At 75.0% G+C, this 18,710-nt stretch carries 18 protein-coding genes; 6 read left to right on the top strand and 12 right to left on the bottom strand.

Going from position 1 to position 18,710, the window contains the following annotated elements:
- Positions 1–196: 196 nt before the first annotated feature.
- The 4 genes from ACIBTX_RS22925 to ACIBTX_RS22910 all read right to left on the bottom strand — a co-directional run bounded on the left by ACIBTX_RS22925 (position 197) and on the right by ACIBTX_RS22910 (position 3,508).
- Positions 197–802, bottom strand: coding sequence for a bifunctional 4-hydroxy-2-oxoglutarate aldolase/2-dehydro-3-deoxy-phosphogluconate aldolase (locus ACIBTX_RS22925; RefSeq protein ID WP_357117841.1), 606 nt, complete (start codon positions 800–802; stop codon positions 197–199).
- Positions 799–1,542 (bottom strand): IclR family transcriptional regulator, encoded by a 744-nt coding sequence (locus ACIBTX_RS22920; RefSeq protein WP_396832978.1) that lies wholly within the window; start codon positions 1,540–1,542, stop codon positions 799–801. Before ACIBTX_RS22920 ends, ACIBTX_RS22925 begins: the two co-directional genes overlap by 4 nt.
- Before the next feature lie 3 nt (positions 1,543–1,545).
- Entirely contained in the window at positions 1,546–2,562 is a 1,017-nt protein-coding gene (locus ACIBTX_RS22915; protein WP_357117834.1) for a sugar kinase, read from the bottom strand.
- Positions 2,563–2,656: 94 nt separating this feature from the next.
- Positions 2,657–3,508 (bottom strand): S1 family peptidase, encoded by an 852-nt coding sequence (locus ACIBTX_RS22910; protein WP_357117831.1) that lies wholly within the window; start codon positions 3,506–3,508, stop codon positions 2,657–2,659.
- A gap of 170 nt (positions 3,509–3,678) precedes the next feature.
- On the opposite strand from ACIBTX_RS22910, the gene ACIBTX_RS22905 reads away from it, so the two are divergent.
- Positions 3,679–4,866: a low temperature requirement protein A gene (locus ACIBTX_RS22905; protein ID WP_396832977.1), complete on the top strand. Its 1,188-nt coding sequence runs from the start codon at positions 3,679–3,681 to the stop codon at positions 4,864–4,866.
- A gap of 10 nt (positions 4,867–4,876) precedes the next feature.
- Here the strand turns inward: ACIBTX_RS22905 and ACIBTX_RS22900 are convergent, their stop codons facing one another.
- Positions 4,877–5,449: a nucleosidase gene (locus tag ACIBTX_RS22900; RefSeq protein ID WP_357117825.1), complete on the bottom strand. Its 573-nt coding sequence runs from the start codon at positions 5,447–5,449 to the stop codon at positions 4,877–4,879.
- Between the two features lie 68 nt (positions 5,450–5,517).
- Positions 5,518–8,310, bottom strand: a complete 2,793-nt coding sequence (locus tag ACIBTX_RS22895) for an Hsp70 family protein (protein ID WP_396832976.1) — start codon at positions 8,308–8,310, stop codon at positions 5,518–5,520.
- Positions 8,311–8,513: 203 nt separating this feature from the next.
- On the opposite strand from ACIBTX_RS22895, the gene ACIBTX_RS22890 reads away from it, so the two are divergent.
- On the top strand, positions 8,514–9,206 hold the full coding sequence (locus ACIBTX_RS22890; RefSeq protein WP_357117819.1) for a response regulator transcription factor: 693 nt from the start codon (positions 8,514–8,516) through the stop codon (positions 9,204–9,206).
- Entirely contained in the window at positions 9,199–10,212 is a 1,014-nt protein-coding gene (locus tag ACIBTX_RS22885; protein ID WP_357117816.1) for a HAMP domain-containing sensor histidine kinase, read from the top strand. The genes ACIBTX_RS22890 and ACIBTX_RS22885 overlap by 8 nt, the downstream gene beginning before the upstream one ends.
- Positions 10,213–10,223: 11 nt before the next feature.
- Here ACIBTX_RS22885 and ACIBTX_RS22880 read toward each other — a convergent pair whose 3' ends face one another.
- Genes ACIBTX_RS22880 through ACIBTX_RS22870 form a run of 3 tightly spaced genes read right to left on the bottom strand, consistent with a single transcriptional unit; the run spans position 10,224 to position 12,306 of the window.
- A complete protein-coding gene (locus ACIBTX_RS22880) occupies positions 10,224–10,958 on the bottom strand; it encodes a class I SAM-dependent methyltransferase (RefSeq protein ID WP_396832975.1) in 735 nt (244 codons plus the stop codon).
- Complete coding sequence (locus ACIBTX_RS22875) at positions 10,955–11,635, bottom strand: DUF2064 domain-containing protein (RefSeq protein ID WP_396832974.1); 681 nt, start codon at positions 11,633–11,635, stop codon at positions 10,955–10,957. Before ACIBTX_RS22875 ends, ACIBTX_RS22880 begins: the two co-directional genes overlap by 4 nt.
- Positions 11,632–12,306: a glycosyltransferase family 2 protein gene (locus ACIBTX_RS22870; protein ID WP_357117810.1), complete on the bottom strand. Its 675-nt coding sequence runs from the start codon at positions 12,304–12,306 to the stop codon at positions 11,632–11,634. The genes ACIBTX_RS22875 and ACIBTX_RS22870 overlap by 4 nt, the downstream gene beginning before the upstream one ends.
- Before the next feature lie 145 nt (positions 12,307–12,451).
- On the opposite strand from ACIBTX_RS22870, the gene ACIBTX_RS22865 reads away from it, so the two are divergent.
- On the top strand, positions 12,452–13,840 hold the full coding sequence (locus tag ACIBTX_RS22865) for a hypothetical protein (protein WP_396832973.1): 1,389 nt from the start codon (positions 12,452–12,454) through the stop codon (positions 13,838–13,840).
- A 317-nt stretch (positions 13,841–14,157) separates the two neighbouring features.
- On the opposite strand, the gene ACIBTX_RS22860 is transcribed toward ACIBTX_RS22865, so the two are convergent.
- Entirely contained in the window at positions 14,158–15,222 is a 1,065-nt protein-coding gene (locus ACIBTX_RS22860) for an NAD-dependent epimerase/dehydratase family protein (RefSeq protein ID WP_357117807.1), read from the bottom strand.
- A gap of 226 nt (positions 15,223–15,448) precedes the next feature.
- On the opposite strand from ACIBTX_RS22860, the gene ACIBTX_RS22855 reads away from it, so the two are divergent.
- Both ACIBTX_RS22855 and ACIBTX_RS22850 read left to right on the top strand, forming a co-directional pair.
- Positions 15,449–16,816, top strand: a complete 1,368-nt coding sequence (locus tag ACIBTX_RS22855) for a molybdopterin-dependent oxidoreductase (RefSeq protein WP_396832972.1) — start codon at positions 15,449–15,451, stop codon at positions 16,814–16,816.
- Complete coding sequence (locus tag ACIBTX_RS22850) at positions 16,809–17,282, top strand: hypothetical protein (RefSeq protein ID WP_357169604.1); 474 nt, start codon at positions 16,809–16,811, stop codon at positions 17,280–17,282. Before ACIBTX_RS22855 ends, ACIBTX_RS22850 begins: the two co-directional genes overlap by 8 nt.
- On the opposite strand, the gene ACIBTX_RS22845 is transcribed toward ACIBTX_RS22850, so the two are convergent.
- A complete protein-coding gene (locus ACIBTX_RS22845) occupies positions 17,249–17,956 on the bottom strand; it encodes a dihydrofolate reductase family protein (RefSeq protein WP_357169601.1) in 708 nt (235 codons plus the stop codon). The two genes, ACIBTX_RS22850 and ACIBTX_RS22845, sit on opposite strands and share 34 nt — an antisense overlap.
- Positions 17,953–18,663 (bottom strand): GTP cyclohydrolase II, encoded by a 711-nt coding sequence (ribA, locus tag ACIBTX_RS22840; RefSeq protein WP_357117794.1) that lies wholly within the window; start codon positions 18,661–18,663, stop codon positions 17,953–17,955. Before ribA ends, ACIBTX_RS22845 begins: the two co-directional genes overlap by 4 nt.
- Positions 18,664–18,710 lie beyond the last annotated feature (47 nt).

Genomic DNA, 18,710 nt, shown 5'->3' with positions numbered 1-18,710 from the left:
GGCACAAACCCGCCACCCCCCCACCCCACCCGCCCCCCGCCCCCGCTCCCGCCCCGCTCCCGCCCCGCTCCCGCCCCCGCTCCCGTCGATCAAGGAGTTGTGGTGCCCGATGTCGAGTGAAAGGCGGCTTTCGCGCCCCCACCACAAGTCCATGATCGACGGCGCAGACCGGCGGGCGGGGCGGGGGCGGGGCGGGTCAGGCTTGGGTGGTTAGTTTGGCTAGGTGGTCTAGCTGGGTGGGGTCGGTTAGGGCTGAGCCGACTGCTACCACGCGTACGCCGGCGTCCAGGAACGCGGCGGCGTTTGTGGCGTCCAGGCCGCCTGTCGCGACGAAGCGGAGCTGCGGGAAGGGGCCGGCGATGGCCTTGAACCAGGCTGGGCCGAGGGAGATGGCGGGGAACGCCTTGAGCCAGGTGAGGCCGTGCCGCAGCGCCGCCTGCGCCTCGGTGGGGGTGGCCACGCCGGGCAGGTGCGGCAGACCGCGCGCGGCGGCGGCGTCGGCCACCGCGAGGTCCAGGCCGGGCGCGACGGTGAACGCGGCGCCCGCGTCGGCGGCGGCCGCGACCGTCTCGTCGTCGAGCACCGTGCCGGCCCCGACGATCCGGCCCCGCGCCGCGCCCGCCTTGATGGCGGCGCGCAGGGCGGGCACCGCGTCGGCGGTGGCGACCGGCACCTCCACCACCTCGATGCCGAGGTCCCAGGCGCGCTCGGCGAGCCGGACCGTCTCGGCGACCGGCAGGCCGCGCAGGATCGCCATCACCCGGGCGCCGCCGAAGAGGTGCGCGAAGTCCGTTGTGGTCATGGTCCACTCCATCCGAGGTCGCGGGAGATCTGCTGGGTGGTGGCCAGCAGTCGGGGTAGTAGGGCGCGCAGGTCGGCGAGGGTGGCCACCACCGTCGGCGCGGTCACCGACACCGCGGCCGTGACCGCGCCGTCGGCCTGTCGGACCGGTGCCGCCACACAGTTGATCAGCGGCTCGAACTCGCCGTCGTCGGCGGCCCAGCCCTGCGCGGCGACGGCCACCAGCTCCGTGCGCAGCTCCGCCGGGTCGCAGATGGTGCCCGGGGTGTACGCCGGCAGCGTGCCGCCGTCGACCAGCTGGGACACCCGGGACGTCGGACCGTACGCGAGCACCACCTTGCCCACCCCGCTGGCGTGCAGCGGCGCGGTGCGGCCGATCCGGGAGTACATGCGGACCTGACCCCGGGCCTCGATCTTGTCGACGTAGACGAGGTCGTCGTCGACCACCTGCGCGAGGTGGATGGTGTGCCCGCAGTCGCGGCCCAGCGCCGCCAGGTGGGGGCGGGCCACCGCGCGGACGTCCAGCGAGTCCAGGGCCTGCTGGGCGAGGTCGATCAGCCGCAGACCCACCGTCCAGCCGCCGTCGGCGCGGCGCGCGAAGCCACCCGCCTCGAGCGACTGCAGCAGGCGCAGCGCGGTGGACTTGTGCACGCCCAGGTGGGTGGCCACGCCGCCGAGCTGCGCCGGCTCGCGGGCCAGGAGTTCGAGCGCGCGCATCGCCCGGTCGACGCCCTCGGACACCCCTCAGCCCTCTGCTCGGGCGGCGGTCAGGTCGGGTGGCGACCAGGGACCGTCGATCAGCCGTTCGAACCACGACCAGGGCGGCAGCGGCGCGTCGTCACCGGTGCTGCCCAGCGCCTGCGCGGCGACGAGGTGACCGAGGCGCAGCCGTCGCGTCGGGTCGAGGTCGCGCAGCAGTCCGGCCAGGTAGCCGGCGGCGAAGGCGTCACCCGCGCCCACCGGTTCCACCACCGACACGCGGGGGGCCGGGACGACGACCGGCTCGGCGTCGCGGAACAGGACGGTGGCACAGACCGCACCGTCCTTGACGACCACCGCCTGGGGGCCGGGCAGCAGTCGGCGTACGGCGGCCGGATCGCTCGTGCCCCAGAGGGCGTACGCCTCGTCCTGCCCGACGAAGACCAGGTCGCTGCGGTCGGCGAGGTCGCGCAGCACGGGCGCGGCCCGTTCGGCGGGCCAGAGCCGGGCCCGGTGGTTGACGTCGAAGCTGACCAGCGCGCCCGGTAGTGGCCGGTCGGTCACCGCGCGCTCGACCAGCGCCCGGCAGGAGGCCGAGAGCGCCGGGGTGATCCCGGACAGGTGCAGCACCCGTGCGCCGGCCAGCCGTGGGTCGGCCAGCGTGTCGCCGTCCATTCGGGACGCGGCCGAGCCGGCCCGGTAGTAGTGCACGGCGGTGGCCGTGGGGCCGGGGTCCTTGGCGTAGAGGCCGGTGGGTGCGGCCGGGTCCACCGCCACCAGGTCGACGTCGACACCGGTGTCGGCGACGTGCCGCACGACGAGCCGGCCGAAGGGGTCGTCGCCGACCCGGCCCACCCAGGTCGCCCGGTGGCCGAGCCGGGCCAGGTAGCCGGCCACGTTGGACTCCGCGCCGCCGACCGAGACGGTGACGCGTTCGGCGCGCTCCAGCGGCTCGCCCGCGGGCGGGCACAGCATCACCATGGTCTCGCCCACCGTGACCACCTCGGCCGGCGGCGGGCCGGTCGAGGTGGCCGTGCGGTCGGGTCGGGGCTCGCTCGGCATCGCGGCGCACGTCCTCGGGGAGGGGTCCGGGGTCCCGCCGAGCCTAGGCGCGTTGTGCCACGTGAGCAACCCGTTGCGCTGAGCGCAACAGCGATCAGGGCAGGGTCAGTCCGTACGCCGCCAGCACCTCCGCGATGGGCTGGTAGTAGGTCGTTCCACCGGACGTGCAGTTGCCGCTGCCCCCGGACAGGATGCCGATGATGGTGCCGGTGGACGCCACGTACAGCGGCCCGCCGCTGTCCCCCGGCTCGGCGCAGATGTTGGTGCGGATCAGGCCGTAGACCACGCCGGTGGCGTAGTTGACGGTCTGGTTGAGCCCGGTGACCGTGCCGCAGCGCACGCCGGTGGTAACGCCGCTGCGGCACACCGCCTGACCCACGTACGCGGTGCCGGGTCCGTTGATGGTCAGCAGCCCGGGATAGGTGTAGACGGCGCTCGGATGCGCGATCCGGCCCGTGTAGCGGATCAGCCCGTAGTCGTTGCCCGGGTAGCTGGTGCCGGTGCGGGTGCCCAGGACGGTGGTCTGCGCGCTGTCGGCGTACCAGGTGCTGACGGTCCCGGTGCAGTGCCCGGCGGTAACCACGTAGTAGGTACTGCCACTGCGCACGTTCGCGCCCAGCGAGCAACGACTACCGCCACCGTAGATGCCCTGGCCGGCGGCGATCAGGGTGCGCAGCGTGCCGGGCTCCCGGCGCAGCAGCGCGCCGGCGCGATCGGCCACCGCCCGCAGCCTCGCCAGGTCGGCGGGCGTCACCGTGTCGTCGACGGTGACGGTCATCCGGCCGGTGGCCGGGTCGGCGCCCCAGGCGACGCCCGGCGTGCGTACCCCGGACAGGGCACCGGCCGCGTCGGGCGCGGCATGAGCGGGGAGGGCGGCCTGTGCCGCGCCCGGCGCGACGAGCAGCAGGGCGGTCAGGACGAGGGCGGCGAGCGGCGAACGACGCATCCGAACCTCCGACGGAGATCGAGATCGATGGATGCCGACAAGCGTCACCCGGGGGGCCCGCCGTGGCAACCTCCGGTCGCCCTCTTCCCCGCTCAGCGGGAATCGCCGAACCGGGGACGTGCCGCGCCCCCGCCGCCGATAATCCTCGAAGACACGGCGGGAGGCCGGGCATGACCACCGGAGGCACCGCGGCGCTGGTACGCCGGCCGGACGGGTCGACCCGGGCGACGCTGCTCGAACTGCTCTTCGACGTGGTCTTCGTGGCCGCGCTCGCGCAGACCTCGACGCTGCTCGCCGACGAGCATTCCTGGCGCCGCAGCACGGCGGTGGCGCTGATGCTGACCGCGATCTGGTGGACGTGGTCGGTCACCACGACCACCACCGAGTTCTACGATCCGCAGCAGCGCCCGATCCAGCTCATCCTCATGGTGGCCATGGTCGGGTCGGTCGGGATGGCGGCGGCGCTGCCGATGATCACCAGAGGGCAGGCCACGGTCTTCGCGCTCGCCTACGTCGGCACCCACGTGGTGCGCGGCATTGTCCTGGTCAGCACGTTGTACCGGCAGCGGCACCGAGCGGCCATGGCGCGAGCCACCCGGTTCCTGTTCTGGTTCCTGGTCTCCGGTGTCCTCTGGATCATCGGCGTGCTGGTCGACTCGGAGCGGTTGTGGATCTGGACCACCGCGATCGCGATCGACGTGCTCGCCGCGGCGGCGCGCTACCCCACCCCGTGGCTCGGCCGGGTGCCTCTCGACCAGTACGACCGGACCACCGCGCACCTGGGCGAGCGGTACCAGCAGTTCGTCATCCTGGCCCTCGGCGACATCATCCTGATACCCACCCTGGAGCTCAGCCGCAGCGAATTCGACCGCCTCCGGATCGCTGCCCTGCTCTGCGCGTTCGCCATCATGCTGCTGCTCTGGCAGATCTACGTGTTTCGCGCCGGCGAGTTGCTCGAGACCGCGGCGGCCTCCGCGCCCGGCCGGTCCACCCGGATCGCCCCGTACACCCACCTGGTGCTGCTGGGCGGCGTGACCATCACGGCGGCCTCCGTCGACCTGGTCGTCAACCGTCCGAGCGGCACGACCCCGGCCTGGTGGCTGATGCTGATCATCGGCGGGCCGCTGGTGTTCGTGCTCGGCCGGGCGCTGTTCACCTACCTGCTGTCCACCCGCGTGCCGTGGCGGCGGGTGGCGACGCAACTGCTCCCGTTACTGGTGCTGCCCTGGGCCGGCGGTTGGCCACCGGTGCTGGTCACCGCGATCGTGGCGCTCGCACTGGCCGGGCACGTCCTGATCCCCGGCTCCGGCGACCGGGAGACCACGCGCGGACTCCGACCGCGCGGGCCCGCCGGGTGACCCAGCGCGGTCAGCCGAGGTGGCGCCCGACCCACTCGGCGAGATCGCGGGCGCAGGCGTCCACCGACTCCCGCCAGGTCCGGGCCGCGCCCTCCCCCGCCTCGTCACTGACCTGCTTGACCAGCCGACACGGCACCCCGGCCTGCGCGGCGGCCCAGGCCACCGCGTACCCCTCCATGTCCACCAGGTCGGCGCGCTGCGCCAGCCGGTCCCGCGCGTCGTCGTCGGCCACGAAGGTGTCACCGGTGGCCAGCACCGCGCCCTCGGCGGCCAGCGCGAGCGGCGCGCCGTAGGTCTGACCGGTGAGGGTACGCAGCAGAGCCGTGTCCAGGTCGTGCTGGAGCACGGTGGCGACCTCGTGGATACCCGTCCAGCCGGGGCGCAGCGCGCCGGCCGTACCCAGGTTGAGCAGCAGGCTGGGACGCGGGCCGGCCGCCAGCACCGCCGCGACCGCGCTGGCGGCGTTGACCTTGCCCATGCCGGTGAGCAGCACCGGCAGCTCGGCCGGCAGGTAGCGGGCCTCCTCCCCCACGGCGAGCACCACCAGCGGACGATCGGCGCGGACCGTACCCCGAAGATTCACCGGAGCATCCTACGGGCCGCCCGCCACGGATCCGTCGCGCACTCCACCGGCATCTGTCCGGCCGGCGGTCAGTCGTCGGCGAACCGGTACAGCACGAAGTTCTTGTCTGCGCCGCACGCGATCACCCGCGTGTTCCACGAGCAGGACGCGCTGCGCACGTCGACGAGCTGGCCCAACTCGTCGACGTCGCCCGACTCGGCCCACACGCCGGCCACGCTCCGGTTGTCCGCCACCGTGCTGGTCGGCTCGGCGAAGACGAGCAGGTTGCCGGCGTCCAGTCGGGCCGCCACGCCGGGGCGGTCGGCCAGCAACGCCTTGCCGGCCGTGTCGAAGAGGGTGACCGTCGCCTTCGGGTACTCCCGTTGGGTGAGCACCTGCTCGCCGACCGGCACCAGGCCGGTCGCGCCCGGCGCCGACCAGGAGATCGCCGACTTCCCCTCGGTCGCCGCCACCACCTCGGTGTGCTCGGCGTCGCTGTTGCGTACCTGCACCAGACAGGCCCGCCGCTCGCCGCAGGCCACCAGCGCCTTCGGCCGGTACTCCGCGTTCTCGGCCCGGTAGACGACCACCGGCGCCGCGTCGGAACCCAGGTCGTACGCCAGCACCTGGTACCCGCCGTCGGTGGGGGCCACGAAGAGGCGGTCCTCGTGCGCCACCACCAGGTCGTCGAGGTCGGCCACGTTGCCCCACTCGCGCAGCACCGAGCCGGAGGACATGTCGACTAGCCGCGCCGAGCGGTCCGCCCCGATCTGCACGAGTCGTCGCCCCTTGCCCGTCCACGGGTCGCGGGCAGCGCCGCCGAGGAAGGCCGGCCCGCCCGCCGCCGCGTCGGTGCCCACCGGCTCGACGACGGTACGCGCCCCGCCGTACTGGTCACGCGGGTTGGGCCTGCTCCACTTGTCGGTGCCGTCGCCCAGCTTCAGGCCGACCAGCCGCCCGGCGGCCCGGTCCACCAGCACGGCGGTGTCGTCGGAGAAGTAGACGTCGTCGTCGCCGCGGACCGTCCGGTGCCAGCGCTGGGCGCCGGACCGGGCGTCCAGGACGGCCAGTTCGCGCGGAGTGCTGTCGCCCGGCGCGTCCGCGAGGACGGCAACCGCCCCCGGCACGGCGACGAGGCCGGTCCAGTCGTCGGCGGTGACGCCGGTCTGCCTGCGCCACAGCTCGTCGCCGGTGCCGGTGTCGACGGCGACCACCTCCAGCCGGTCGTCCGGCAGCGGGTACCCGAGATAGGCCCGGTCGCCGAGCACCGCGGTCCACATGCCGCTGGGCCGCTCGGCGCCGGCCGATGGCCTCGACAGCTCGCGCAGCGGCCCGAACTCCAGGTCCGGATAGCGGTCCCGCAGCAGGTAGAGCGTCGCCGCGGTGGCCACCCCGGCCAGGGCGAGCACGGCCCCGAGCACCACCCACCGGGCCCGCCGCCAAGTCGTACCGCCGCTCGGGATGGGCGGGGTGGGCGTCGGGGTGGCTCCCGCCCCGCCGACCAGGGTGCCCGCGACGCCCGGCGGCGCCGGCTGCCAACCCGAGCCGCCCGCCCCGGCTGATCCGCTCGGCCTGGCCGACGCCGGCCCGGGTTGCGACGGCACGGTCGGCGCGTTCTCCGCCGCAGCCGGCACGCCCGGCGGACCGGCCGGGGCCGGCACGGTCGACGCCGCAGCCGGCGCGGGCGGCCCGGCCGGCGAAGCCTGCGGGACGGCCTGCGGTCCCGCGTGCGCCGGCAGGGCTCGGCGCAGCGGAAGGTCCGTCAGCGCGCCCTCGGCCACCGGCAGCTCCGGCTGGTCCAGCACCGTCGGGGCCACGCCCAGCTCGGCGTGCAGCATTCGTGCCACCAGCGGAATCCGCGAGGAGCCGCCCACCAGGAACAGCCCGGCGAGCTGGTCGGGGCGCAGGCCGGCCGCGGCGATCACCTCCCGGGCGCGCTCCACGGCACGACGCAACAGCGGCGCCGCCACCCGCTCGACGTCGTCGCGCGTCAACCGCACCGCCTCGGCCACCCCGGGCACCGCGACCGGCGCCACAGCGGAACGGGACAGCGTCTCCTTCGCGCCGCGTACCTCGTCCCACAGTCGGACCTGGTCGCGGCGCTGCGCCGGGTCTGACGGGCGGACCAGGCGCGCCCACCGTCGGGCGTGCCGCTCGCCCAGCAGCTCGCCGACCCGCTGCACCAGCGCCGCGTCCAGGTCGAGGCCGCCCAGGTCGGGCAGACCGCCGTCGGCGACCACCAGGAACCCGGAGTCACCCCACGGGTCGGCGCCCTCGTTGCGCAACACCGCGACGTCGAGCGTCCCGCCACCGAAGTCGAACACCGCGATCGCGCCACCGACCGGCACCGGCCGGTGCAGGACCTGGGTGTAGTAGCGGGCAGCGGCCACCGGCTCACGCAGCAGACGTGTGCCCGGTGGCGTCGGCCCGGCGAGCGTGTGCTCGGCGGCCTGCGGCCATCCGGCCCGCAACAGCGCGTCGGCGAGCACCTGCCGCCGTGACTCGTCCCAGGCCGCCGGGCAGGTGAGCACGGCCGGAGGCAGGAAGCCGACCGCACCCACCGCGGCCCGCGCGACCGCCGCCAGCACCGCGGCGAGCAACTCCGCCGGCGGGTACGACCGGTCACCGAGCAGCACGGTCGGCTCGTCCACCCGACGCTTCGGGTTCGCCTCGAACCGGGCCGGATCGGCCTGCGCCAGCCGCCGGGCGTCCCAGCCGACGTGCAACGTGCCGTCCGGGTCGGCGTACACGGCCGACGGGCTGACCGGCTGACCGTCCATCAGCACCGGCCGGGTCCGACCGTCCGGCCAGCGCAGCACGGCCACCGTGTTGGACGTACCGAGGTCGACGCCGAGGGCGAAACCCTCGTGCTGGCCTGCCATCTGCCCGATACCTCCGCCGCGACGAGGGAACTCAGCCCCGCATCGTACGCAGCCCACTGCGCACCCCAGGCCTCGCCGTCACCAGGCGGACCGGCCAGTCGGTGCGTCGGGACGATTGGGGTACGGAACGTAAGGAGACCACAAGGTCTGCGAAATCGCCGGCCGCATCGGTGCTGGCTAGGCTGGCCGCGGGGAGGTGACCGGTGGCGCAGCGGGTGCTCGTGGTCGACGACGACCGGACGGTCAGCGACGTGGTCTGCCGCTACCTGGAACACGCCGGGTACGAGGTGAGTCACGTCGCGGACGGGCTGGCCGCCCTGGAGGCCGTCCAGGACCGGCCGCCGCACCTGGTCGTGCTGGACCTGATGCTTCCCGGGCTGGACGGGTTGCAGGTGTGCCGGCGCCTACGGGAGCGGCCGGACGGCGTACCCATCATCATGCTGACGGCGCGCGGCGACGAGGCGGACCGGGTGCTCGGGCTGCAACTCGGCGCCGACGACTACCTGAGTAAGCCCTTCTCGCCGCGGGAGCTGGTGCTGCGGGTCGGTTCGGTGCTGCGCCGGGCCGGTGAGCCGGCCGCGCCGGCGGCCGAACTGCTGGCCGACGCGGGGCTGGAGGTGGCCACTGGGCCACGGATCGCCCGCCTGCACGGCCGCGAGCTGGCCCTGACGCTGCGCGAGTTCGATCTGCTGGCGCACCTGATGCGACACCCGACACGGGCGTTCAAGCGCACCGAGCTGCTGGAACGCGTGTGGGGGTGGAACTTCGGCGACCAGTCCACGGTGACGGTGCACGTCCGCCGGTTGCGGGAGAAGATCGAGGACGACCCGGCCGAGCCACGACGCATCGTCACGGTCTGGGGCGTCGGCTACCGCTACGAGCCGGCCGATGCGTGACCTGGCGCTGATCTTCGGGGCGGCGCTCGCGGCCGCGCTCGGCGTGGGTCTGCTGGGCGCGCTGACCCTGCGACTGCTGCGGCACCGGTCGATCACCGTGCACGTGTGCGTCCTGCTCACCATCGCCGTGGTCGCCGTGGTGGCCGGCGTGGTGGTGGTCGCCCAGGCGATGTTCCTGTCCCCGCACGACCTCCAGGTCGTCCTGCTCACGGTCGCCGCGGCGGCGGTGGTGAGCCTCGGCGTGGGCTGGTACTTCGGGCGTCGACTGGCCGTGGCGGCGGTCTGGGCGGCCCAGGCCCGGGAGCGGGAACGGCGGGTCGAGAAGGGCCGCCGGGACCTGGTCGCCTGGGTGTCGCACGACCTGCGGACGCCGCTGGCCGGCCTGCGGGCGATGGCCGAGGCGCTGGAGGACCGGGTGGTCGACGACCCGGCGACGGTCGCCGAGTATCACCGGCGGATCCGTGTGCAGACCGATCGGATGACCCGACTCGTCGACGACCTGTTCGAGCTGTCCCGGATCAACGCCGGCGCGCTGCGACTGACCCTGTCGGCGGTGCCGCTGGGTGAGGTCGTCTCCGACGCCCTCGCCGGCACCGCGCCCCTGGCGAAGGCCCGGCGCATCCGACTGGAGGCCGCCGAGTCGGGCTGGCCCACCGTGCTGGCCAGTGAACCCGAGCTGGCCCGGGTGGTGGGCAACCTGCTGCTCAACGCGGTGCACTACACGCCGAGCGACGGCACGGTGCGGGTGGACGCCGGATCTGAACGCGACGCCGCCTGGCTGGCGATCGCCGACACCTGCGGCGGCATCCCCGAGGACGACCTGCCCCGACTGTTCGACGTCGCGTTCCGGGGCGAGCCGGCCCGTACGCCCCGCCCCGGTGGCGAGGGTTCCGGCGGGCTGGGGCTGGCGATCGTACGCGGACTGGTCGAGGCGCACGGCGGTCGGGTGGACGTGCAGAACGTCGGCGGTGGGTGCCGGTTCGTGGTGCGCCTGCCGGCGGCCTGACGCCCGCCCTCTCAGCGGTTCGCCCGCAGCTCACCGAACCAGCGCCGCCCCTGCCGGAACACGTCCTGGACCGCCAGGCCGGCGGCGTCGGCGACCGCGGGCACCGCACGCGCGTCAACCCGGGCCCAGCGGAACACCGGGCCCAGCAGCACCCGGCCGGTCCGCTGCTCCGCGGCCACCCGGGCCTGGCCCTGCCACGACCCCGCGCCGGGCCGCTCCAGCTCGACCAGGACCGTGCCACCCGGCGCGAGCAGGTCCCGGCAACGGCGCAGCAGCGCCACCGGCTCGCCGCCGATGCCGATGTTCCCGTCGATCAGCACCGCGTGCGCCCACCGACCCTCGGCGGGTAGCGGCCCGAACAGGTCGCCGTGCACCGCGACCGCGCCACGGGCGCGGGTGAGCCGCACCGCCGTCGGCGAGACGTCCACGCCGACCGCGGTCCGGCCGGCCCGGGTCAGCGCCACGGTGAGCCGGCCCGGCCCGCACCCGAGGTCGAGCGTCGGACCGCCACAGCGGGCGACGAGGCCGGTGACCGCCGACTCGGCCGTGCCGTGCCAGCGGTCCACCGGGAGCCGGCTACGGACCCCGTCGCCGTGCACCAGCCACCGCCGCAGGGCCACCCGGTCGGCGGCGAGCGCGGCGGCGAAGGGGTCGCCGGATCCGTCGTACCCCCGGCGCGGCGTCGGCCCGGACGGCGACCGTACCGGCGGCGCGGCCTCGACCGGGGCGGTGTCGACGGGGTTCACCGCCGGCCCTCCGGCAGCAGGGTGAGGCGGACCGCCGCGACCTGGCGGGCGAAGCGTCCGCCGGGAACCTCGACGGCCACCGCGAGGGCGTCGGACCACTTGTCGACGTCCCGCAGGACCGGCAGCGGCGCGGTCCGCAGGCCACGCCCGGTCAGGGCCGCCCACGTGTCGCGACCGGTGTCGGGCGTCGACATGGGAACGTCCCGCAACACCCGGGCCTGCCGGGGGTCGCGCAGCCCCAACGACCACCAGCCGCCGTCGTGCGCCCGACCGAGCACCGCGTCGGAGGCGCGCAGCCCCGCCACCGCCGCGGCCAGCCGGCCCGGCGTCACCTGCGGCGTGTCCATCCCGATCTGCACCACCGGCCGCCCGGGGTACGCGGCAGCGACCTCGGCGTACGCGTTGGCGAGCCGCTCGCCGAGCCCGGTGCCGCGCTGCTCCAGCACCGACCAGCCGTCCAGCGCGGCGGTCAACGCGTCGGCGTCCTCCGCCTCGGCCAGCCGACCCGACCAGGCCAGCACGGGCGTGACACCGGGGGTGGCGCGGACGGCGTCGAGGGTGTCGCGCAGCGCGGCGGCGGCGATCCGGGCCGCCTGGGCCGGCGTGACCGGTGGGCAGAGCCGCGTCTTCACCGCCCCGGCGACCGGCGCCTTGGCGACCACCAGCAGGACGGTCACCGAGGGCCGTCCACGGTCCGCAGCACACCGGCGAAGTCGCGGGTGGCACGCAGGGTGCCCCGCACCGAACCGGAAACCTTGGACCGCGTGCCGGCGGCCCGCGGCGCGTAGGTGACGTCCGTCTCGTGGATGCGCCAGCCGGCGGCGGCGGCCCGGATCAGCAGTTCGAGGGGGTAGCCGAAGGCCCGGTCGGTGACACCGAGGTCGAGCAGCGCCTGGCGGCGGGCCACCCGAATCGGGCTGAGGTCCCGCAGCGGTACGCCCCGACGGCGCAGCAACGCGGCGACCAGCGCCGTGCCGGCACGGGCGTGCCACGGCCACACTCCCGCCCCGACCGGCCGACGCCGACCCACGCTGAGGTCGGCCGTACCGGCGGACACGGGTGCCACCAGGGCCGGCAGCTCGGCGGGGTCGAACGACCCGTCGGCGTCGAGGACGCACACCAGCTCGGCGTCGGCGGCCTCCAGGCCGGCGTGCACCGCCGCGCCGTACCCGCGTCGGGGTTCGTGCACCACCCGGGCGCCGTGCCGGACGGCCACCTCGGGCGAGCCGTCCCGGGAGCCGTTGTCCACCACGATGGCCCGGTAGCCGGGCGGCAGCGCGGTGAGCACACCCGGCAGGGCGGCTGCCTCGTCCAGGCAGGGCAGCACCACGTCGATCTCAGTCGCCATACCGCCGACGCTAGGGCGACGCGCGCGCGGCGGAGGCCGAAATGTGCTTACCGAACCCTTACCGCCCGGGCATTTCTTACCGTCCGGTGACGGGCCGCCGATTGGCGAGCGCGAGGGTGGGCTGTCGCCGTACCGTCCGGTGGTCATGGCCTCGACCACCGCTTACGCCACCGCCCCCGGGCGGACCCCGCCTCGCCGCCCCGGCGGAGACCTCCTCGTGTTGGGGGTGGAAGCGGCGCTGCTCGGCGTCGCCGTGCTGGTCGGGGCCCTGCTCAACGCGCGCGGCGGCGGCCTGCACGCGGACGCCGCTCCGCTGTACGCGACGTGGCGGCCACACGTCGGCTGGGGCAGCCCGGCCGCGCTGGTGGTGGCGGTCGCGGTGGTGGGCTGGGGCGCCCGGTGGGCCCGCACCGCCCGGTGGGGCCGCCTGTTGGCTGCCGCGTGGCTGACGGCGGTGGCCTGGACCATGTCGTTGGCCCTGGTCGACGGCGCGTCGGCGGGGCTGACCCGACGGCTCACCCCGCAGGCCGAGTACCTGCACGAGGTTCCCGGCGTGACCGACATCCCGACGATGCTGGCCGGATTCACCAGCCGGATCGTTGACTTCCAACCCGACTCCTGGTCCACCCACACCGCCGGCCATCCGCCGGGCGCGCTGCTCATCTTCGTCTGGCTGGACCGCGTCGGCCTCGGCGGAGGCACCGCAGCCGCGCTGGCCTGCGTCCTGCTCGGCGCCACGATCGCGGTGTCGGTGCCGGTGACGCTGCGCGCGCTCGGCGCGTCCGACGCGGCCCGCGCGGTCGTGCCCTTCCTGGTGCTGCTGCCGGGGGCCGTCTGGGTGGGCGCCTCGGCCGACGGCATCTTCGCCGCCGTGGTCGCGGCCGGTCTGGCGCTGCTGGCGGTCCGGGGCCGCGTGGCCGCCCTGGCCGGTGGGGCGGTGCTCGGCTTCGCGCTGCACCTGTCGTACGGGTTCCTGCTGGTGGGTGTGCTCGCGCTGGCCGTGGTCGCGCTGCGCCGTACCCACCGACTGGGCGCGCTGCTCGCCGCCGCCGTCGGCGTCGCCGCCGTGACGGCGGTGTTCGTCGCGGCGGGGTTTCACTGGTGGGACGGCTACCACCTCGTCGTCCAGCGGTACTACCAGGGCTGGGCCGCCGACCGCCCGTACGCCTACTGGGTGTGGGCCAACCTGGCCGCGCTGCTGCTCAGCGCCGGTCCGGTCCTGGGGCCGGCCCTGCGCCGCGCGCTGGCGGCCGCGCCCGGCTGGCGGGCCGCCGGGCGGCTGGCCCTGCCTACGGCAGCAGGAGTACGCGCAGCCGGCCCCACGGTGCTGCTACCGCTGGCGGCCCTGGTGGCGGTCCTCGGCGCGGACCTGTCCGGGCTGAGCAAGGCCGAGGTGGAGCGGATCTGGCTGCCGTTCGTCGGCTGGCTGCTGGTCGCCACCGCCCATCTCCCGGCGACCTCGCGGCGCTGGTGGCTGGCCGCGCAGGCGCTCACCGCGCTGGCCGTCAACCACCTGCTCTGGACGGTCTCCTGACCACCCCCGCCGCACGCCACACCGGGCCCGCGGCTTGCCGGGCGCAGGCGCACGCCAGGCGTAGGCGGGCGGTGGCCCGGCGCGCCGGGCCACGGCCAACGCGGGACCGGCCACTCCTGTGGGCGTGATGACTGTGAGGCATCAAGATGCCCCACAGTCATCACGCCCATAGGAGCGACAACGCGCTCCCCGCCCCCTTGACGCGTCGATCTTGCGGTTTCGGTTGTCGATATGGACTATGTGCCCACATCTGTCGCAGCAGAAAGTGCAAGATCGGCGCACGCCGGGCGGGGCGGGGGTGGGGGTTAGGGGCGGGGTCAGCCTGCTATGGCGGCTGGTTCGCGGAGCGGGTCGGTGGCGAAGCCGGCCACGCCGTCGGCGAAGCCGACCCGGGCGGTGTAGCCGAGCAGTTCCGCGGCACGGCGCGGGTCGGCGACCACGTGCCGCACGTCGGCCGCGCGTGCCCCGCCCACGACCTGCGGGGCCGGTCCGCCCATCGCCTCGGCCAGGGCGACCGCCAGCTCCCCAACGGTGTGCGGCTCGCCCGAGCACACGTTCACCGGTACGAGGGTGGCCGGTGGCAGGTCGCGGGTGAGCGCCAGCAGGTTGGCCCGCGCCACGTCGGTGACGTGCACGAAGTCCCGCCGTTGCCGGCCGTCCTCCAGCACGCGCGGGGCCATGCCGGCCGCCAGCGCCGACCGGAAGATGGACGCTACTCCGGCGTACGGGGTGTCGCGGGGCATCCGAGGGCCGTAGACGTTGTGGTAGCGCAGCGCCCACACCGTCCCACCGGTCTGTCGGGCCCAGGCGGCGGCCAGGTGTTCCTGCGCGAGCTTGCTGGCGGCGTACGTGCTGCGCGGCTCCAGCGGCGCGTCCTCGGGCACGAGCACCGGGTCGAGGCCCCGACCACAGCGGGGGCAGGTCGGGTCGTACCGGCCGGCCGCCACGTCCTCGGGTCGCCGTGGCGCGGGGCGCACCGTGGCGTGCTCGGGGCAGGCGTAGCGCCCCTCGCCGTACACCACCATCGAGCTGGCCAGCACCAGCCGGCCGATTCCCGCCCGGTGCAGGGCGGCCAGCAGCACGGCCGTGCCGTAGTCGTTGTGCGTGACGTAGTCGGGGCCGTCCGACGGGTCCAGGCCGTGGCCGACCATCGCCGCCTGGTGACAGACCACGTCCACACCGGGCAGCAGGCGATCCAGCAGGGCGCCATCCCGGACGTCGCCGCGCACCACCTGGTGCTCACGTGACCAGGCAGGCAGCTCCCCGCCGTGCGCCTGGGGCAGCAGCGCGTCCAGCGCCACCACCTCGTGGCCCTGCTCGACGAGCAGGTCGACGACCTGCGACCCGATGAACCCGGCCGCGCCGGTGACCAGTACGCGCATGTCGGACACGGTAGGGCCGGTCGGGCGTCCGACGGGCCGGTTCGGCGCAGCCGTAAGGAGTTCGCAACAGCTCGGCCGGCCACGATGGCCCGGTAAGCGTTCGGTAATGCGGTAAACCCCGCTGCGTCGTACCCCTGCGGTCTAACCTGCCGGCAGTGCCCGCCACCGGCGCTCGCGCCCGGCGGGCCGACGACGGCGGGATGTGAGGACCAGGAGGGAACAGCGAGTGCCAGGAGCAAGGCCCGGCCCGGGCGACAGCGGGGCCCCGGTGTCGGACGCGGACGGCTACGGCGCGCCGCGCGGGCTCTGGCGGGGACTGGCCCGGCATCGTCCGCCGGGTGTGGACGCGGCCGAACGCGCCTGGCGCAGTCCGTTGCGCGGTCCCTGGCTCACCGCCGTCTACGGTTCGGCGCTGCTGGTGGCGCTACCACTGGTGATCATCACGGGGCTGCTCGACTACGCCGCCTACGGCCCCCGCTTCGACCAGGCGTTCCCGCAGGACGTCGGCTGGCTGCGGCTGCCGGTCTTCGACTGGCCCACGCGGCCGTCCTGGCTGTTCCGGGTCACCCAGGGCCTGCACGTGACGCTCGGGATCGTGCTCGTCCCGGTGGTGCTGGGCAAGCTGTGGTCGGTGCTGCCGAAGCTGTTCGCCTGGCCGCCGGCCCGCTCGGTGGCGCAGGTGCTGGAACGGCTCACCCTGCTGCTGCTGGTCGGCGGGATCCTGTTCCAGATCGCCACCGGCCTGCTCAACATCCAGTACTCGTACGTGTTCGGCTTCGACTTCTACACCGCCCACTACTTCGGCGCGTGGATCTTCACGGCGGCCTTCGTGGCGCACGTGATCATCAAGTTTCCCCGGTTGGTGACCGCGCTACGGTCCCGCCCGCCGGGCACCGAGCTGCGGACCACGCGCGCCGACACGCGACCCGAACCACCCGACCCGGACGGCCTGGTCGCGACCGAACCGGGCCCGGCCACGGTCAGCCGGCGTGGGGCGGTGGCCCTGGTGGGCGGCGGCGCGCTGCTGCTGGCCGTACTGACCATCGGGGAGAGCCTGGACGGTCCACTGCGGCGTACCGCGCTGCTGCTGCCTCGGGGGCGACAGCCCGGCACCGGGCCGAACGGCTTCCCGGTCAACCGCACCGTCGCCGCCGCCGGCGTACGTCCCGAGCAGACCGACGCGAGCTGGCGACTGACGCTGCGCGGCGGTGGGCGAACGGTGACCCTGGACCGGCCCGGCCTGCTGGCCCTGACCCAGCACACGGCCGCGCTGCCCATCGCCTGCGTGGAGGGCTGGTCGACCCGGCAGAGGTGGACCGGCGTACGTCTTCGTGACCTGGCCGCGCTCGCCGGCGTTCCCGACCCGGTCTCGGCGCGGGTGTCGTCGCTGGAGCAGGCCGGGCTGTTCCGCACGGCGGTGCTCGCGGCCAACCAGGTCCTCGATCCCGACTCGCTGCTGGCGTTGCGGGTCAACGACGTCGACCTCTCCCCCGACCACGGCTATCCGGCCCGGGTCATCGTGCCCGCCCTGCCCGGCGTGCACTGCACCAAGTGGGTCGCCGAGATCGACTTCCGGGAGCGGACCGATGACTGAGCGCACCGCTCGGCCGCGGGCGGCCTACGGCGCGGCGCCCTGGCATCTCGCCCTGGTGACGGCGGTGATCGTGCTCGCCGGCTGGGTGGCGCTACGCCTCGCCGACGAGGCGACGTTCGGCCGGATGCTGCTCTGGTTCGTCGGCGCGGTCGTCGCGCACGACCTGGTGCTGTTCCCGGTGTACGCGAGCGTCGACCGCGTGCTGCGCGCGGCGGCACGCGGTCGCGTCGTGCTGCTCAACCACCTGCGGGTGCCGGCGCTCGGCACGGCGCTGCTGTTCCTGGTCTACGCACCCGGCATCCTGCGCTGGGGCGAGACGACCCACGAGGCGGCCACCGGCCAGACGCAGCGGCCGTACCTGCTGCGCTGGCTGGCGCTCAGCGGGGCGCTCTTCCTGCTCAGCGCGCTCGCGTACGCGCTGCGGCGTCGCCGTCAGTCGTCGGGGCAGCGCTCGGAGAGCGCGTAGCGCAGCAACACCACGTCGCCGATCTGGCGCGTCTCGGCCAGTCGGGCCCGGCGGCCCGGATGCCAGGGGAAGCGGCCCTCGTCGACGAAGCGTGGCGCCCGACGGTCGCCGACGAAGAACGGGGCGACGACCAGGTGCAGCTCGTCGGCGAGGCCGGCGGTGAGGAACTGGGCGTGGACCGTCCCGCCACCCTCGACCATCAGGCGGCGCACCCCCCGCGCCGCCAGGTCGGCCAGGACCCAGCCGAGGTCGACCGGCTCTCCCCCGTCGATGACGGTGGCCAGCTCGCCGACCCGCTCCCGGGTCTTGTCCAGGGCGCCGCTGGCGCAGTAGACCAGCCGGGTGGAGTCGCCCGCGGTGAAGAACCGCGCGGTCGGGTCGAGGTCCCCGCGCGCCGTCAGCGTCACCTTGACCGGCGAGGCGGGCTGGCCGCACGCCACCCGTTCGGTCCGCCGCGCCGCCGATCGCACCAGCAGGCGGGGGTCGTCACGGCGGACGGTGGCGGCACCGACCAGGATCGCGTCACAGCCGGCCCGGACCGCGTCGACGCGGTCGAGGTCGTCCTCGTTGGACAGCAACAGACGCTGGTCGGAGGTGTCGTCGATGTATCCGTCGATGGAGGTGGCGCAGCTCAGCAGCACGTAGGGCCGTGGCGACGCCGGCCGGCAGCTCACCGGGAGACGGGCCGGTCAGGGGTGCGGCCCGCCCGCTCCTCGGCCGCTGCGGCCTCGGCCGCTGCCTCGGCCGCCTCTGCCTCGGCCGCCTTGGCGGCCTTCGCCGCCAGGTAGTCGGCGTTGGCCGGGGAGAGGAAGACGCTGGTGGGGACGCGTTCCACGACGTCGACACCCAGCCGGGTCAACTGTTCGGCCTTGTCGGGGTTGCTGCTGAGCAGGCGTACGCGCGGCACGTCGAGCGTGGCCAGCATCTGCGCGGCGGCGGTGTAGTCGCGTTCGTCCTCGCCTCGGCCCAGCGCCACGTTGGCCTGGTAGGTGTCCAGGCCGGCATCCTGAAGGGCGTACGCGTCGAGCTTCGCGTACAGGCCGATGCCCCGGCCCTCCTGACGCAGGTAGAGCAGGAACCCGCCGGTCTCGGCGATCCGCTGCACCGCCTCCCGCAGTTGCGGCCCGCAGTCGCAGCGCTGGCTGCCGAACACGTCCCCGGTCAGGCACTCGCTGTGCGGGCGGACCAGCGGCGGCTCCCCACCGGCGGTGAGCCGGTCCAGCGCGCCGGCCCAGTCGCCCAGGCCGAGGGCGAGGTGTTCGCGACCGTCGACCAGACCTTTGAACGTGAACACCCGGACGGTGGTGGTGTAGCCGTCGGGGAACGCCAACGGCACCGTGACCTGCGTACGGACCGTGGCGACGGGCAGTGCTTCGGGCATGGGACTCCTTCGTCCGGCGCCGCGGGACGGCGGCGACGCGTACCGTT

The organism is Micromonospora sp. NPDC049359 (genome assembly GCF_044466585.1).
Lineage (GTDB): Bacteria > Actinomycetota > Actinomycetes > Mycobacteriales > Micromonosporaceae > Micromonospora.
The sequence above is the reverse complement of the archived record's forward strand: the minus strand, read 5'-3'. Positions and strand labels throughout refer to the sequence as shown.